Source organism: Clostridium fermenticellae, assembly GCF_003600355.1.
In the GTDB taxonomy this organism is placed as follows: domain Bacteria; phylum Bacillota; class Clostridia; order Clostridiales; family Clostridiaceae; genus Clostridium_AV; species Clostridium_AV fermenticellae.
This window is the reverse complement of sequence record NZ_CP032416.1, coordinates 2,747,924-2,763,858: the sequence shown is the minus strand read 5'-3', so window position 1 is coordinate 2,763,858 and position 15,935 is coordinate 2,747,924. Positions and strand designations below refer to the sequence as shown.

Genomic DNA, 15,935 nt, shown 5'->3' with positions numbered 1-15,935 from the left:
TACAATGGAACTATTAAAAGGAAAGGTAGCAGTTGTAACAGGAGGAGCAAGAGGGATAGGAAGAGCTATATGTCTTAGATTAGCTGAGATGGGAGCAGATGTTGCAGTTAATTACAGAAAAGATAGTGAGGAATTAGAGGCTCTTATTAAAGAAATTGAAGGAAAAGGTGTAAGAGCATTTAAAGCTCAGGGTGATGTAAGTATATTTGAAGATGCAAAAAACATGATAAATAAAGTTAATGAATTTTTTGGATCGGTCGATATACTTGTAAATAATGCTGGTATAACAAAAGATGGATTACTCCTCAGAATGAAGGAGGAGGATTTTGATAAGGTAATACAAGTAAATTTAAAAGGTGTATTTAACTGCACAAGGCATGTGAGCCCTATAATGATCAAACAGAGGAGTGGTAAAATTGTAAATATATCTTCTGTAGTTGGAATATCAGGAAATGCTGGCCAGGTTAATTATTCTGCAGCAAAAGCAGGAATAATAGGAGTTACGAAATCTGTAGCAAAAGAACTTGCATCGAGGGGAATAACAGTAAATGCAGTTGCACCTGGATTTATTAAGACTAGTATGACAGAAGTTTTACCAGAGAAATCTAAAAATGCTACTTTAAGTACAATTCCACTTAAGAGGTTTGGAATGCCGGAGGATGTAGCAAATGTAGTATGCTTTTTAGCATCGCCTCAAGCCGACTATGTTACAGGTCAGGTTATAAATGTAGATGGTGGAATGTTAATGTAATTTGGATAAGGTGGGTGAAAATATGAACAGAAGAGTTGTTATTACTGGACTAGGAGCAGTAACTCCAGTTGGAAATGACGCTGATACATTTTGGAATAATATAAAGAATGGTGTATGTGGTATAGATTTTATTAAGTCCTTTGATACAGAAGGCTTTAAGGCAAAATTAGCCGCCGAGGTTAAGGATTTTAATCCGGAAGATTATATGGAAAAAAAAGAAGCAAGAAGGCTAGATAGATTCTGTCAATTTGCTATAGCTGCGGCAGCTCAAGCAGTGTCAGATGCTGATCTTGATGTAGAAAAAGTCGATAAGGAAAGGTTTGGAGTCATAGTTGGATCCGGTATAGGTGGAATAGGAAATATAGAAAGTGAAAAAATCAAACTTATTGAAAGAGGACCTAATAGAGTACATCCATTATTTATACCTATGGTCATAAGTAATATGGCCGCAGGGAATATATCAATAAAATTTGGAGCTAAAGGACCCTGCACTAATATAGTTACTGCTTGTGCTACAGGAACTAACTGCATAGGTGAAGCTTTCAGGATGATTAAAGATGGCATTTCAGATATTATGATAGCTGGTGGAACAGAAGCAGCGATAACTCCGTTAACAATTGCGGGTTTTACTTCTTTAACAGCTTTAAGCAAGAGTTCAGATCCTTTAAGGGCGTCAATACCTTTTGATAAGGAAAGAAATGGTTTTGTAATGGGTGAAGGTTCTGGAATACTTATACTTGAGTCTTTGGAGCATGCTAAGGCACGAGGAGCTAAAATATATGGTGAACTAGTTGGATATGGTTCTACTTGTGATGCATATCATATAACCTCACCATCTCCAGATGGTGAAGGTGCAGCGAGGGCTATTGAAATTGCTATTAAAGAAGCCAATATAGATCCTGGCGAAGTTTCATACATAAATGCACATGGAACAGGCACATCAGTTAATGACAAATTTGAAACTGCTGCAATTAAAAGGGCATTTGGAGAGGACATAGCAAAAAAAATTCCTATAAGTTCATCTAAGTCAATGATAGGACATTTACTTGGAGCAGGAGGTGCTGTTGAAGGTGTTATAGCTTTAAAGGCATTATATGATGGATTTATACCTCCAACAATAGGTTATAAAGTTCCAGATGAAGAATGTGACTTGGATTATGTTCCTAATAAGGGCAGAAAAGCTAACCTAGAATATGTTATGTCTGACTCGTTAGGTTTCGGAGGACATAATGCAGTAATTTTATTAAAAAAGTGGAGTGAGTAATGTTGAGTAATGTTGATTTTAAATCAGTTGAAGAATTGATAAATGCTGTTGATAATTCAAAGATTGGATATTTACAGGTAAATTGGAAAGATGTTTCTATAACAATGAGAAAAGAGGGAGAAAGTGGACCAGAAGAAACCAATTTTGCTCCTTCTAAAGTAGTACAATGTGATTCAAGTGAGGAAAGTAATGAAATGTCTTCTTATGAGAAGGAAAGAGAAACTGCAAAGGAAGATACAAATATAAAGGCTGAAATTAAAAGTCACGAAGAAGTAGATGAAAAAAATATAAAAGAGATAACTGCACCAATAGTTGGAACATTTTATAGTTCAGCTGGTCCAGACAAGGATCCATTTGTAAGCATGGGCTCCAGCGTTAAGAAGGGAGATACTCTTTGCATTGTAGAAGCAATGAAACTTATGAATGAGATACAAAGCGATGTAGATGGTGAAGTAGTAGATATATTAGTTGAAAATGCTCAAATGGTTGAGTATGGTCAGCCTATGTTTAAAATAAAGACTTTATAGGACGGCATGTTTAAACTATAACAACAAAATTTATAAGGGGGGCAGAATAATGGATAATTCGGAATTCTATGTTGATTTTGGAGTAAACGAAATAAAGGAAATATTACCTCATAGATATCCTTTTTTGCTTATTGATAAAGTAAAGTACATGGAGCCAGGTAAAAAAGTTGTAGCATATAAGAATGTAACTATAAATGAAAATTTCTTTCAGGGACACTTTCCTGAAAAGCCTGTGATGCCTGGAGTACTTATAATTGAATCAATGGCACAAGCAGGTGCAGTAGCTATTTTAAGCCAGGAAAAGTTTAAAGGTAAAATACCTCTATTTGCTGGAATAAATAAGGCAAGATTCAGAAAACAAGTAGAACCTGGAGATACTTTGAGATTAGAGGTGGAAATTACTAAAGTAAAAGGACCGATGGGGTTTGGTAAGGGAACAGCTTATGTTGGGGATAAGAAGGCAGCAGAAGCTGAAATAATGTTTGCAATAATAGGTGATGAGAGTGTTTAATAAGATATTAATAGCCAACAGAGGAGAAATAGCAGTTAGAATAATAAGAGCATGTAGAGAAATGGGTATTGAAACAGTAGCAGTATATTCTGAAGCAGATAAGGAGGCATTACATACACAAATGGCAGATGAAGCAATTTGTATAGGACCCGCAGCTTCAAAGGATAGTTATCTTAATATAAAAAATATAATAAGTGCTACTGTTTTGTCAGGGGCCGGGGCAATACATCCTGGATTCGGATTCCTGTCCGAAAATAGCAAGTTTGCTAGTATGTGTAAAGAGTGTAATATTACATTTATAGGACCATCTCCTGAATGTATTGATAATATGGGTAATAAGTCAAATGCAAGAGATATAATGAAGAAAGCTAATGTGCCGGTAGTTCCAGGATCAGATGGTGCCATAAAGAATGAGGATGAGCTTTTAGAGATTGTTGAAAAAATAGGTTATCCGGTTATGATAAAAGCTTCTGCTGGAGGCGGAGGGAAAGGTATAAGAATAGTATATGAGAAAAATGAACTTTTAAAATCATATCAAAATGCTAAGGCAGAGGCAAAGGCTTCATTTGATGATGAAAGTATATATGTTGAGAAATTTATACAAAATCCAAGGCATGTAGAAATACAAATACTTGGAGATAACTACGGTAATATTGTATATCTTGGTGATAGAGATTGCTCCATGCAGAGAAGAAATCAAAAAGTACTTGAAGAAGCACCATCCCCAGTTATGACGGACAGTTTAAGACAAAAAATGGGGGATACAGCGGTAAAAGCGGCTAAGGCTGTAAGTTATAATAATGCTGGAACAATAGAGTTTTTATTAGATAAAAACAATGACTTCTATTTTATGGAAATGAACACCAGAATTCAAGTTGAACATCCTATAACTGAAATGATTACTGGTATAGATTTAATAAAGGAACAGATAAAGATTGCAGCTGGAGAAAAGCTTGATTTTTCACAGGAAGATGTAAGAATTCACGGACATGCAATTGAATGCAGAATAAATGCAGAAGATCCAGAACGTAACTTTATGCCATGTCCTGGTAAGGTAACAGATTTATATGTTCCAGGTGGATTTAATGTTAGGGTGGATAGTGCAGTATATTCTGGATATATTATTCCACCTTACTATGATTCCATGATAGCGAAATTAGTTGTTTATGGTAAGGATAGAGATGAAGCTATTTGCAAAATGAGAAGAGCATTAGGTGAATTTATAATAGAAGGCGTAAAAACTAATATAGATTTTCAATTTCAATTAATAAATAATAAGAATTTTATAGATGGAGATTATAATACTAGGTTTATTGAGAATATGTTTAAGGTTGATAAATAAAGCTCGTTTATTTATTCAAATTAGGAGGCGAACTACTCTTGATAGGTAATTTGTTTAAAAAAACAAAATATATTACTGTAAGTCAACAAAATTTACAAGGTAAATCTGATGCTTCAGATATTAATTTAGAAAATAAACCCAGCATACCAGATGGTATGTGGGTTAAGTGTAAGAAATGTGGCAGTGTTTTATATAATCATGATTTAAAAGAAAACTATAAGGTATGCAGCTGCGGATATCATTTTAGACTGACACCAGAGGAAAGAATTAAGCTCATAATAGATAAAGATACTTTTGAAGAATTTGATACTAATATAAATACTGTAAATCCACTTGATTTTAAGGACTATGAAAAGAAAATACAAAATATGAAAGATAGTACCGGGTTAAAGGAAGCAGTTGTTACAGGAAAAGGTAAGATAGATGGAATACAGATTGTAGTTTGCATAATGGACAGTTTTTTTATGATGGGAAGTATGGGATCTGTAGTTGGAGAAAAAATTACGAGAGCGATTGAGAAAGCAACCAATCTTAGATTACCTTTAATTATATTTACTACTTCAGGTGGTGCTAGAATGCAGGAAGGCATGTTTTCTCTTATGCAAATGGCCAAGGTTAGTGCGGCTTTAAAAAGATTTAGTGATGAAGGTCTTTTATATATAACTGTACTTACAGATCCTACAACAGGTGGAGTGACCGCAAGCTTTGCTATGCTTGGTGATATAATTATTTCTGAACCGGGAGCGTTAATCGGTTTTGCCGGGAAGAGGGTTATAGAACAGACTACGAAACAGAAACTTCCAGAAGGGTTTCAAAGAGCAGAGTTCTTACTAGAACATGGTTTTATAGATAAGATAGTGCCTAGAAAGGAACTAAAAATCACATTAAAAAATATATTATTTATGCATGTTGTTAATAATTAGTATATTTTTTAGAAAAGGAGCTATGTTATGGAAAAGTTAGAAAAAGTGCATCGTATAATAAGCAAATTTGATGGGAAGTCTGCATGGGATAGAGTAACTTTGGCCAGAATGTTAGAAAGACCGACCACACTAGATTATGTTGACAAAATTTTTGACTCATTTATAGAATTTCATGGTGATAGATATTTTGCAGATGATCCGGCAGTAGTAGGAGGTATAGCACTTCTTGAAGGAAAACCTGTTACCATAATTGGAAATCAGAAAGGAAGAAATACAAAAGAAAACATCAAGAGAAATTTTGGTTCATCTCATCCTGAAGGTTATAGAAAAAGCCTGAGGCTTATGAAACAGGCAGAAAAGTTTAAAAGACCTATAATATGTTTTGTAGATACACAGGGAGCATTTTGTGGTACTGGTGCGGAAAAACGAGGTGAAGGTGAAGCAATAGCTAGAAACTTGTTAGAAATGTCTTCACTCAGGACACCTATAATATCTATTGTAATTGGTGAAGGTGGAAGTGGTGGTGCACTTGCATTTGCAGTAGCAGATAAGGTTTGGATGCTTGAAAATGCCATATATTCAGTATTATCACCGGAAGGCTTTGCAAGTATACTTTGGAGGGATGCTTCAAAAGCAAAGGAAGCTGCTGAAGTTATGAAAATAACAGCAGCAGATTTAAAGAGTTATGGAATAATAGATGAAGTACTAAAGGAACCTTTTGGTGGTGCACATAAGGATTTAAACAAGATGTCACTTTCCATTAAGCAACATTTAGTTAAGAATATAGATATTCTCCAAAAACAGCCAATAGAAGAAGTACTTGAAGAAAGATATAATAAGTTTAGAATTATTGGTGAGTATTCAGAATAATATTATTTTAAGTACTAGTTTAATATTATTTTATTATATTGATGATCTTTTATTTGATTTAAAGATTGTCAATATACTTATATATAAAATTTTATGCGGATTATTAGAGGATGTGATTTTTATGTCAACTCAGATTTTATTTACATATAATTATGGCAGAAAAAATTTTGAAACAATAGAGAATATGGGTTATGATATTAAGCTAATAAATGAAAATGAAGGTATAACTTATACTAATGATCTAAAAGATGTTAAAATTTTGGTGTGCTATAATCCATTTCAAACTTTAGATATAAGAAAAATGAGTAATTTAAAATGGGTGCAATTATCCAGTGCGGGAATAGACCAACTTCCTGTGGATTTTATAAGGGATAAAAATATAATAGTTACAAATAACAGAGGTGGCTATAGTGTACCAATAGGCGAATGGATAGTTTTGAAAATATTAGAGTTATTAAAACATAGTCCAAAATTTTACGAAAACCAGCGGAGTAAAATGTGGAAAATGGATGCTTCCGTATTAGAATTGTACGGGAAAACTGTTGGATTCATTGGTACAGGAAGTATAGCTTCTGAGGCGGCCAAGAGATTAAAGGGATTTGGCGTAAATATATTAGGTATCAATACAAATGGCAGAAATATAGAATATTTCGATAAATGTTTTAAATTGGATGACATTGATTATATGTTAAGTTTAAGTGATGTTGTAGCAGTGACTATACCTTATACAGAAAAAACACATAAACTTGTGAATGAACAAAGATTTAAAAGTATGAAGCAGGGTGCATATATAGTAAATATAGCTAGAGGTTTAATAATAGATGAAAAATCTTTAATAAGTAATATTGAAAGTGGTAAAATTGCAGGTGCAGCTTTGGATGTAGTTGAAAATGAACCTCTAGATAAAGATAGTAAGCTTTGGAATATGTCTAATGTAATAATAACTCCTCATAATTCGTGGGTATCTGAGATGAGAAACATAAGAAGGTTTAATCTTATACTGGATAATTTAAAAAGGTATAAGAATAAAGATAATCTTATAAATGTAGTAAATTTAATAAAGAAATATTAATTAGTGAGGAGTTTATTTATATCTAAAACTCCAGTACCTTGTTTATACTTTGGTAAATTTATAGTATTACATGATATTTTTATAAGTGATTCGATATCATTAAAAGAAAGATCGGGTTTTTTTTCAAGCAAAAGTGCACATACTCCTGATATATATGCGGCAGCACATGAAGTACCACTGTAGCATGTATATGGGTTTTTTAATTTGGGAGGATAGATTTTTAGACCATTTCTTTCAGATATATATTTAACATCTGAATTTAAAGAGTATATATTTACAGCAGCAGCAACTAAGTCGGGTTTTATAATTTTTTTAACAGGACCACATGAAGAATATTCATATATCTTAGGCGAAAACCCTGTTGTATCTATACCTCCTACAGTCAAACAATTTTCTAATGGGGCGATACCGGATATGCTTCCATCATATCCACCATTATTTCCAGATGGTACAATTGGAATTATGTTATATTTAACTGCAATTTCAAATATTTTTTCAAATAAGGACATAATAAAATAATTATTGTATGGAAGTTCAAATGTAAGGCATAATATTTTTATATTAAAATCTATTCGTTCCTTTATAATCAAACATAATGCATTTAGAATGTCAGATACATAACCCCTTCCTAAACTATTAAATGCTTTTACCATATATATATTGCTGCCCCCGGCTATACCAGAATATTTGCCATGAGATATATATCCACTTCCGCATAATATGCCAGTTATAAATGTCCCATGCCCATTATCATCATATGGATGGGTACAGCCATTTATTAGGTCAATAAATTTTTTTATTTTATTATTTGGATTTAATAAATCTGGATGAGGATAAACACCACTATCTATAATACCTATTCCAATATTTTTTCCGTTAAGTTTTATTTCTGTATTATTATGAAATATTCCATTTACTGAAGTAACATTGGATCCAGCTAGGATGGCATAATTATCTAAACCTATATAGACAATATCCGGATATTCTATAAGTTTTTCTATGGCATCCTTTGATAATATAGCAATTATACAGTTTATGATATATAGAGAATAAACTATCTTTCCATGATATGATTTTATTTTTTTTTCAATACCTTCTGGCATGTATTTACATTGTATAATTACTTTATATTTTTTATAACAATTATTGATTAATGATATTCTTAAGTTTTGATCCAATTTCTTTTTTGAAAAGAACATATAATACTCCTCTTAACATTAATACAATTACATGGTATATTATATGTTCCAGCTATATGTTCGTGAATGTAATGATTAAATTTGTGTCATAGTTAATATTATAAAGTCATCTCTTTATCGTTTATATTTAAATATCACAATTCCTACAATCATCATTAAAACTCCTATTATTTTTGGAGCATCAAATCTAGTTCTTTGAGTATCAAAAAGTCCAAAAGCATCTATTAAACTTGCAGATACAAGCTGTGCTATAAGTATAAGTTCGGTTGAAAATGTTGGGCCAAGACTGCCTATTCCATGTATTACGGTGTATATTATAATAACACCGAGAATACCACCTGAAAGATATAGTTTATTGCAGTTTTTTATATTTTTTATATTTCCGGATCCAAATGTGGATACAATTATTATAGTTAAAATAAGACCTATAATCTGAACAATAAGGTTTGTTTCCCATATTCCAATTTTTTCATTTAATCTAGTATTAAATACACCTTGAAAAGCCATACAAATACCGGCTATTAATGATGATATAATAGCAAACATTTACGACACCACCTTTTCTACGATTATTTTAACCATAATAATCTTTATTATAAGCTAATAATTTTATACAAATATAAAATTTTTTTGGACTAAGATATTTTTTTTTATGTAACCGTTTGCTATTGTTTTAATATTTATTAAATTTCGTTAAAATATATATAGGGTACTTATATTAAAAAATATAGATTCATATGAAGAATTATTTATATTTAATTATAAGGATGGAAAGGTGGCTTTTTTATATGAATTTACCAAGATTGTTCGAGGTGCAAAAGAATTTAGATGAGCATATTAGGATGAATCATAATTTAGAGAATGAGAGTCTACTATCTAAAAAAGTGCTTGCTCTTCAAGTTGAACTTGCCGAACTTGCGAATGAGACTAGATGTTTTAAGTTCTGGAGTAATAAAAGGACCTCTAATAGAGCTGCTATATTAAAGGAATTTGTAGATTGCCTTCACTTTATATTGACACTAGGTATTGAAAAGAAATTTGCAGATATTAAGGATCTTGAATCTAAAAATCCACAATATGATATTGTAGGACAGTTTTCAAATCTGTATGTGGATATAAATGATTTTATAGTATGCAGTTCAAAAGACCACTACATAACTCTATTTGAAGATTTTTTAACTCTTGGGGAAAGCCTGGGTTTTTCAAAAGAAGAAATAGAGGAAGCATATTATGATAAGAATCACATAAATAATCAAAAACAAACAGTTGGATATTAATTAAAAACCCCAGTACGATTAAACGTACTGGGATTTTATATGTTAGAATATTATTTTTTAGTCATAGCAGATTTTACATTTACATTTTCCAACTTTCCGAGTTTACCAGTCATTGTGTTAACCTCGTCAATAGTTCCGTCAACGATCACAGATATAATAGAAATACCTTTTTCTCTATAAGGTATTCCAAGTCTTCCGACTATTACATTTGAAAAATCATGAAGTATACTATTTACTTTAGGAGCAGCATCCAGGTTTTCAACGACTATTCCTATTACACCTATTCTTTTTTCCATTAAAATTCCTCCATAATATTTGAATTAGAGTTATACATTAAAATTCTGCAGAACCAGGTGTTCTTGGGAATGGTATTACATCTCTTATATTTTGCATTCCAGTTAAGTACATAAGTATTCTTTCGAAACCTAACCCGAAGCCTGAATGTTTAGTTTCACCGTATTTTCTAAGTTCAAGATACCACCAATAATCCTTCTTATTTAATCCCAATTCTTCAATTCTTTTTTCAAGTACATCATATCTTTCTTCTCTTTGACTTCCACCAACTATTTCACCTACTCCAGGAACTAGAAGATCAGCAGCAGCGACTGTTTTGCCATCTTCATTCATTCTCATATAGAATGCTTTTATATCTTTAGGATAATCAGTTACAAATATCGGTTTCTTAAATACTTTTTCAGTTAAGTATCTTTCATGCTCCGTTTGAAGATCTATGCCCCATTCCACAGGATACTCGAATTTATAACCTGACTTTTTTAATATTTGAACGGCTTCTGTATATGTAATTCTCCCAAAGTCTGAATTAACTACATTTTGTAATCTCTCAAATAATCCTTTATCAATAAATGAATTGAAAAATTGCATTTCTTCAGGAGCATTTTCTAATACATAATTTATTACGTATTTAACTAAACCTTCAGCTGTATTCATGTAATCCTCAAGCTCGGCAAAGGCCATTTCTGGTTCTATCATCCAGAATTCAGCTGCATGTCTACCGGTATTTGAGTTTTCAGCTCTAAATGTAGGACCAAAGGTATATACATTTCTAAATGCAAGAGCAAGAGCTTCATCGGGTAGCTGACCACTTACAGTTAGATTTGTTTCCTTTCCGAAGAAATCCTTAGAAAAGTCTATTTTACCATCTTTTGTTTTTGGTATATTGTTTAGATCAAGAGTTGATATTCTAAACATTTCACCTGCACCTTCGCAATCACTACCTGTTATTATTGGAGTATTTACATATACAAAATCTTGCTCCTGAAAGAATTTATGAACAGCGTAAGCTGCAAGAGAACGTACTCTAAATACTGCTGAAAACGTATTACTCCTTGGTCTTAGGTGAGCGATTGTTCTCAAATATTCAAGAGAGTGTCTTTTCTTTTGCAGTGGATAGTCTGAGGAAGAATTACCTTCTACTGTTATACATTTTGCTTTTATTTCAAAAGGTTGTTTTGAATTTGGGGTGATATTAACAGTACCTACTACTTTAAGTGAAGTACTTATAGGTAATTTACATATTTCTTTAAAATTATCTAAAGTATCATCTAAAACAATTTGTACGTTTTTAAAAAATGTTCCATCGTTTAACTCAATGAATCCAAATGATTTAGAGTCACGTATTGTCCTAACCCATCCAGTTAGTTCTACTTCTTTATTATTGAAGCTTTCATATTCTCTGTAAAGTTGTTTTACTAAGGTTGTTTTCATATGTTTTCCTCCTGAAAATTATAATGATTATAGGATTATATATTGATATATTTAGTTTTTAACATATAATCCTAAAGTATTCTATTTGTATTAAAAATTAATTTTTTACTTCTATTTCGTCTATAAAAGTATAGTTATTTGGTTTAGTGACGGAAAATATTTTCACAAATCTGCCTTTTACAGTAGATTTAGGAGTAAGATATATTTTATATTTTGTACCGTTACGTTCTGAAAAAGGAACAATAGGAAAATCAAGCATACCAACTGGTGTAAAATTTTCCCCATCTTCTGATATTGATATAGAAGCCTTTTCTGGAAGCTCAGCCCATGAAGTAGGATTATATAGATAGTCAACTGAAAACTGCTTTATATCATAGATTTTGCCTAAATCAAGGGTTATCTCTATAGGATCATTATACCACCCAATAAAATAATTGTCTTTAACTTTGTTGTCTGGTGCATATGAGGAATCTGTTAGTTTAAACCCGTTATCAGCATATATAGATTGCGGATTAGGGGATAATGTGTATGTGCGCTTGTTAGAAATTAAATTTGAGCTTGGAAGTTTTGGCGCAGGAACTGTGTTAACTGTTACAGGTTTTGAGGGTTTAGATACATTTCCACTAAAATCAAAACTTCTAACTTCATATGTGCATTTTTTTGTATCTGTCCCTAGATAAGGTTTATCTAAAAACTTAATGGAATTATAAGCTTTGTTTCCACCATAACTTCTCTGAACAATACTTTGATATATCAAAGTGCCATTTCTGTATAATCTATACCCACATATGCCTTTAGTATCGTCTGGTTTTACCCAAGATATTAAAAATTGATTATTGGTACCAGAGAATACATAGACATCCTTTGGAGGAGAAACTCTTAAATTAGGCAGACTATTTTTACTTAAATATTTTACATAAGAATTGTGGAAACCAGAATTTATATTGTTTGGACTATAGTAATGACTATAGGAAAAACATATTATATTATCAACGCATGGAGATTCTAGTTTAAGTTGCTTTGTAAAGCGGTCAAGAGTTGTACTGGAATTATTCTTATAATCAAATGTTTCTGCATTTGCCCAAAGCAGTAAGCCATTCTTTGATTTTACAGCCTTTCTTAAGGCAGTAAACCATTCGTTGACCTCATTTATATTGAGTTTACCGCTGCCTATGGAGTCTTGAGGACAGAATATATCACCTGGTTTTAAGTTTGTATTCTTAAAAAACACTTTCCAATTATCAGCATACTCCTGAGGTGTGCTGCATGATGAATTCATAAATGGTGACATCAAAAAGTGCAGTCTTTCATTTTTATCTTCTAAATGTTTTAAATAATCATTCGCAGCATTAGAAAGCACGAGGAACTGATCAGTATTTGAGAACTTGGCATTATCAACTTCGTACGGAAAGTACCATCCATAAAATGAGCCTGGATATTTTTTGTGATATTTTGAGTAAAGTTCATCAGCTACTGAATTCATTCTAATAACTTGTGTATTTAACCACTCAGAATCATATCCTGATCTATTCCACCAGTCGCTGTTAAAATTTGTGTCTAAAAAGACTTTAATATTTAAACTTTCAGCATTTTTTAAACACAAGTCAATAGGGTCAGAATTCCCATATATTTTTTGAAAGCCGGGAAGTGAGCTCTTATATACAGATTGGGTCGAATTACCATTAGTTGTTGATACACCAGATAAAACTATGTAATCCATTTTAGCTTCTTTTAAATAGCTTAATTCTTTTTTCCACCTCGTATCATTCCAATTTTGAGTAAGGTCAAGTTGAATAAATGTTCCATCGGCTTTTGGAGCATTAATATTCTTTTTTAAAGGACTGTTAAAATATATGCATACGAATATCAAACCAGCAAAAATACATATAAGTATTTTGTAAGTGATGTTTTTAAATTTCATATTTAAACAAACTCCTTTCATTTATGATAAGGTTCATTATTAATTATTTTATAACTTCTATACAATTGTTCTAAGAGGATCACTCTCATAAGCTGATGAGGAAAAGTCATTTTTGAAAAACAGATTGAAAAATTAGCTCTAGATAGAATTTTATTTGATAAACCAAGAGAACCACCTATTATAAAGTTTAAGTTACTGTGTCCTCTTAAACCACAATCTTTAATAAGATATGACATTTCCTCTGATGAAAGCATCTTTCCTTTAAGATCAAGTGTTAGTATGAAGCTATTTTCTTTTATATGCTTTATAATTGAAGCTGCCTCTTTACTTTTTATTATTTCTTTTTCTTTATTGGAGTAGTTTTCCGGAGCTTTTTCATCTGGGATCTCAATTATTTGCAATTTACAGTATCTACTAAGTCTCTTAGAGTATTCTTTTATGGCATCATTCAAATAGTTTTCTTTTATTTTCCCAACACATATTATATTAATCTTCATTGTAATATACTCCTATATCAAATTAAAAAAACCCTTACTATATGTAAGGATTTTTAAGCTATGAAACACTGCAGTTTAATTTTTACCACAACAATTTTTGTATTTTTTTCCACTTCCACAAGGACAAGGATCATTCCTACCAATCTTATTTTTGTTTATGATGGTTTTAGAAGCAGCCCATGTCTGATGAATCTCTTTTCTTTTTTCCTTCGAGAAAATAGAGTCCCATTGAGGAAGATGATATAAATAGTCAGCTTTTGCATCTAACATATTGTAGTATAATTTTTCAAAATTTATCTTGATGCTAATAGAAGAATTAGTATCAAGTTTTTCTAATTCTAGACGATCCTTTAAACTATCATTTATTCCATCTAAAAATCCCATAAAATATACTGGTTCTACTTGAAATTTCTCAGCTAAATTTTCGATAGTACCGTCAATAGATTCGCTGTGGTCAGCTAAAACCTTTGTGTAAATATGTTTTTCAATAGCACCATATTCTCTCCAAAAGGCAGCTTCTCCGTTTGCCTTTACAAAATTTACAACAGTATCTGTCCAATTTTTATATAAATTCATAATCTTTCTCCTTTGAAAATACGTATTACTTACAACATTATAATAAAAAAAGCTTATTTTTTCAATAATGTTTTAATGTAAAAACGTGTAATAATATAATAAAATCATACAGGTCACTATATTTTAGAATTATCAATATTATTTTCTGTTACTGGTTTGGATAGGTCTATATGATTTCCCCACATATTATTGTCTTTGCCTTCAATGTAAAATTTAACTTTCTTTATTGAGGAAACTGGTCTTAAAGATAAAATTATGCTCTTTATACAGGCTTTTTCCATTTGATAAGACATTGATACATTAGTTTCTTTACTAAAATTTATATATGCAATGCCATCTTTTATCGAAAAGCTCACAAGTCTAGATTTTTTTGGCAGCAAAGGTGTCAATTTACTTTTAATAGAAGGTCCTTTAATCAATTCATTTATGATAGCTTCGCCTAATAATTCATCTCTTTTTATTATTCGTTCTTCTGTAGAAATTTTAAAGTTATCTGGTGAAGAAGAAGAATTAAAATATAAATCTAAATCTAAAGTATTTCCTTTTTCATTAGATAAAGCTATCTGTTTCTCTTTTTCCTTGCTGTTTGAACTTGATAAGTCTTTGTTAGTACATCCCGAAAGTAGGGATAAAACTAATACAGTAAATAAAATTCTGAAACAGAAAGTTTTTTTCATACTTATCACCTTTTTATCAAAATTTTATGTAGTTACTAGGCATATCTCTTTTAGCCACTGATAAATTTAAATCCGAATTAATCTTGATTCCTGCATTAGTTAGTATATTTAGAACAGTTTGATAAGCAAGCTCAGGGTAATTATTCGTTTTACTCAAATGTCCCAAAATTATATTTTTAAAGGAACCATTTGCAATACTAACTATTGCTTTTCCGCAGTCATCATTTGACAAATGACCTATATTACTTAAAATTCTCCTTTTTAAGGTATATGGATATGGCCCGAATTTAAGCATTTCAGTATCATGATTGCTTTCTAGTAAAACTACATTAGCATCTTTTAATATATTATTCAATTCCTTTGGAAAAAAACCAAGATCTGTTGCAATACATGCTTTTTTATTTCTACAATTTATAGAATATCCAAAAGGTGATGCAGCATCATGGGAAATTTTATAACTTAATACATCCATATCATTTATTGAGGTGTATTTATTATTGAGGATTTTTATATTACTATCCCTTATTTTACCAATTGATTTAGACATAACTTTCCATGTAAGTTCATTTGCATATATTGGTATATCATATTTTCGAGATAGAACACCAACACCTTTTATATGGTCAATATGTTCATGAGTTACAAATATTGCATCTATATCTTGAGGTTTTTCGCCAATTTGTGAAAGAGCATTTTCTATTTTTTTACCAGCGAGGCCAGCATCTACTAATATCCTAGCATTAGGTGTAGCAACAAAGATACTGTTACCACTGCTGCCGCTATATAAAGGACAAAAAATCATT

Annotated in this window: 18 protein-coding genes; 9 read left to right on the top strand and 9 right to left on the bottom strand. The window is 31.3% G+C overall.

Going from position 1 to position 15,935, the window contains the following annotated elements; genetic code table 11:
* The first annotated feature begins 4 nt into the window (after positions 1–4).
* From fabG to D4Z93_RS12730, 8 genes are all read left to right on the top strand, one after another.
* Positions 5–751, top strand: a complete 747-nt coding sequence (fabG, locus tag D4Z93_RS12760; RefSeq protein ID WP_119974063.1) for a 3-oxoacyl-[acyl-carrier-protein] reductase — start codon at positions 5–7, stop codon at positions 749–751.
* A gap of 22 nt (positions 752–773) precedes the next feature.
* Positions 774–2,015, top strand: a complete 1,242-nt coding sequence (gene fabF, locus D4Z93_RS12755) for a beta-ketoacyl-ACP synthase II (RefSeq protein ID WP_119974061.1) — start codon at positions 774–776, stop codon at positions 2,013–2,015.
* Positions 2,015–2,542, top strand: a complete 528-nt coding sequence (gene accB, locus D4Z93_RS12750) for an acetyl-CoA carboxylase biotin carboxyl carrier protein (RefSeq protein ID WP_119974059.1) — start codon at positions 2,015–2,017, stop codon at positions 2,540–2,542. The genes fabF and accB overlap by 1 nt, the downstream gene beginning before the upstream one ends.
* Positions 2,543–2,591: 49 nt before the next feature.
* The gene (gene fabZ, locus D4Z93_RS12745) at positions 2,592–3,053 is read left to right on the top strand and encodes a 3-hydroxyacyl-ACP dehydratase FabZ (protein WP_119974058.1); all 462 of its coding nucleotides are present in this window, start codon (positions 2,592–2,594) and stop codon (positions 3,051–3,053) included.
* Complete coding sequence (locus D4Z93_RS12740) at positions 3,046–4,395, top strand: acetyl-CoA carboxylase biotin carboxylase subunit (protein WP_119974056.1); 1,350 nt, start codon at positions 3,046–3,048, stop codon at positions 4,393–4,395. The genes fabZ and D4Z93_RS12740 overlap by 8 nt, the downstream gene beginning before the upstream one ends.
* 38 nt (positions 4,396–4,433) lie before the next feature.
* Positions 4,434–5,318, top strand: coding sequence for an acetyl-CoA carboxylase, carboxyltransferase subunit beta (accD, locus tag D4Z93_RS13380; RefSeq protein WP_199798394.1), 885 nt, complete (start codon positions 4,434–4,436; stop codon positions 5,316–5,318).
* A gap of 27 nt (positions 5,319–5,345) precedes the next feature.
* Entirely contained in the window at positions 5,346–6,188 is an 843-nt protein-coding gene (locus tag D4Z93_RS13375) for an acetyl-CoA carboxylase carboxyltransferase subunit alpha (protein WP_199798393.1), read from the top strand.
* A gap of 121 nt (positions 6,189–6,309) precedes the next feature.
* Positions 6,310–7,260 (top strand): phosphoglycerate dehydrogenase, encoded by a 951-nt coding sequence (locus D4Z93_RS12730; RefSeq protein ID WP_119974357.1) that lies wholly within the window; start codon positions 6,310–6,312, stop codon positions 7,258–7,260.
* Here the strand turns inward: D4Z93_RS12730 and D4Z93_RS12725 are convergent.
* Together D4Z93_RS12725 and D4Z93_RS12720 are read right to left on the bottom strand one after the other, a co-directional pair.
* Positions 7,257–8,459, bottom strand: coding sequence for a S8 family serine peptidase (locus D4Z93_RS12725; protein ID WP_119974055.1), 1,203 nt, complete (start codon positions 8,457–8,459; stop codon positions 7,257–7,259). The genes D4Z93_RS12730 and D4Z93_RS12725 overlap by 4 nt on opposite strands.
* Positions 8,460–8,573: 114 nt before the next feature.
* Positions 8,574–9,005, bottom strand: coding sequence for a DMT family transporter (locus D4Z93_RS12720; protein ID WP_119974053.1), 432 nt, complete (start codon positions 9,003–9,005; stop codon positions 8,574–8,576).
* A 242-nt stretch (positions 9,006–9,247) separates the two neighbouring features.
* On the opposite strand from D4Z93_RS12720, the gene D4Z93_RS12715 reads away from it, so the two are divergent.
* On the top strand, positions 9,248–9,736 hold the full coding sequence (locus D4Z93_RS12715) for a dUTP diphosphatase (RefSeq protein ID WP_119974051.1): 489 nt from the start codon (positions 9,248–9,250) through the stop codon (positions 9,734–9,736).
* 50 nt (positions 9,737–9,786) lie between these two features.
* Here D4Z93_RS12715 and D4Z93_RS12710 read toward each other — a convergent pair whose 3' ends face one another.
* From D4Z93_RS12710 to D4Z93_RS12680, 7 genes are all read right to left on the bottom strand, one after another.
* On the bottom strand, positions 9,787–10,032 hold the full coding sequence (locus tag D4Z93_RS12710; RefSeq protein WP_119974049.1) for a TM1266 family iron-only hydrogenase system putative regulator: 246 nt from the start codon (positions 10,030–10,032) through the stop codon (positions 9,787–9,789).
* Positions 10,033–10,069: 37 nt separating this feature from the next.
* On the bottom strand, positions 10,070–11,461 hold the full coding sequence (asnS, locus tag D4Z93_RS12705; RefSeq protein ID WP_119974047.1) for an asparagine--tRNA ligase: 1,392 nt from the start codon (positions 11,459–11,461) through the stop codon (positions 10,070–10,072).
* A gap of 97 nt (positions 11,462–11,558) precedes the next feature.
* A complete protein-coding gene (locus D4Z93_RS12700; RefSeq protein ID WP_119974045.1) occupies positions 11,559–13,382 on the bottom strand; it encodes a DUF4434 domain-containing protein in 1,824 nt (607 codons plus the stop codon).
* 17 nt (positions 13,383–13,399) lie between these two features.
* Positions 13,400–13,879, bottom strand: a complete 480-nt coding sequence (rlmH, locus tag D4Z93_RS12695) for a 23S rRNA (pseudouridine(1915)-N(3))-methyltransferase RlmH (protein WP_119974044.1) — start codon at positions 13,877–13,879, stop codon at positions 13,400–13,402.
* A 75-nt stretch (positions 13,880–13,954) separates the two neighbouring features.
* Positions 13,955–14,455, bottom strand: coding sequence for an SEC-C metal-binding domain-containing protein (locus D4Z93_RS12690; RefSeq protein ID WP_119974042.1), 501 nt, complete (start codon positions 14,453–14,455; stop codon positions 13,955–13,957).
* A 116-nt stretch (positions 14,456–14,571) separates the two neighbouring features.
* On the bottom strand, positions 14,572–15,132 hold the full coding sequence (locus tag D4Z93_RS12685; RefSeq protein ID WP_119974040.1) for a GerMN domain-containing protein: 561 nt from the start codon (positions 15,130–15,132) through the stop codon (positions 14,572–14,574).
* 16 nt (positions 15,133–15,148) lie between these two features.
* A complete protein-coding gene (locus D4Z93_RS12680; protein WP_119974038.1) occupies positions 15,149–15,934 on the bottom strand; it encodes an MBL fold metallo-hydrolase in 786 nt (261 codons plus the stop codon).
* Position 15,935: the final 1 nt, after the last annotated feature.

Coding starts and splice junctions, on each gene's coding strand:
- D4Z93_RS12730 (WP_119974357.1), top strand. CDS start 6,310: ATGTCAACTCAGATTTTATTTACATATAATTATGGCAGAAAAAATTTT.
- D4Z93_RS12690 (WP_119974042.1), bottom strand. CDS start 14,455: ATGAATTTATATAAAAATTGGACAGATACTGTTGTAAATTTTGTAAAG.
- fabZ (WP_119974058.1), top strand. CDS start 2,592: ATGGATAATTCGGAATTCTATGTTGATTTTGGAGTAAACGAAATAAAG.
- D4Z93_RS12685 (WP_119974040.1), bottom strand. CDS start 15,132: ATGAAAAAAACTTTCTGTTTCAGAATTTTATTTACTGTATTAGTTTTA.
- D4Z93_RS12725 (WP_119974055.1), bottom strand. CDS start 8,459: ATGTTCTTTTCAAAAAAGAAATTGGATCAAAACTTAAGAATATCATTA.
- fabG (WP_119974063.1), top strand. CDS start 5: ATGGAACTATTAAAAGGAAAGGTAGCAGTTGTAACAGGAGGAGCAAGA.
- D4Z93_RS13375 (WP_199798393.1), top strand. CDS start 5,346: ATGGAAAAGTTAGAAAAAGTGCATCGTATAATAAGCAAATTTGATGGG.
- rlmH (WP_119974044.1), bottom strand. CDS start 13,879: ATGAAGATTAATATAATATGTGTTGGGAAAATAAAAGAAAACTATTTG.
- accB (WP_119974059.1), top strand. CDS start 2,015: ATGTTGAGTAATGTTGATTTTAAATCAGTTGAAGAATTGATAAATGCT.
- asnS (WP_119974047.1), bottom strand. CDS start 11,461: ATGAAAACAACCTTAGTAAAACAACTTTACAGAGAATATGAAAGCTTC.
- D4Z93_RS12710 (WP_119974049.1), bottom strand. CDS start 10,032: ATGGAAAAAAGAATAGGTGTAATAGGAATAGTCGTTGAAAACCTGGAT.
- D4Z93_RS12715 (WP_119974051.1), top strand. CDS start 9,248: ATGAATTTACCAAGATTGTTCGAGGTGCAAAAGAATTTAGATGAGCAT.
- D4Z93_RS12680 (WP_119974038.1), bottom strand. CDS start 15,934: ATGATTTTTTGTCCTTTATATAGCGGCAGCAGTGGTAACAGTATCTTT.
- D4Z93_RS12700 (WP_119974045.1), bottom strand. CDS start 13,382: ATGAAATTTAAAAACATCACTTACAAAATACTTATATGTATTTTTGCT.
- D4Z93_RS12720 (WP_119974053.1), bottom strand. CDS start 9,005: ATGTTTGCTATTATATCATCATTAATAGCCGGTATTTGTATGGCTTTT.
- fabF (WP_119974061.1), top strand. CDS start 774: ATGAACAGAAGAGTTGTTATTACTGGACTAGGAGCAGTAACTCCAGTT.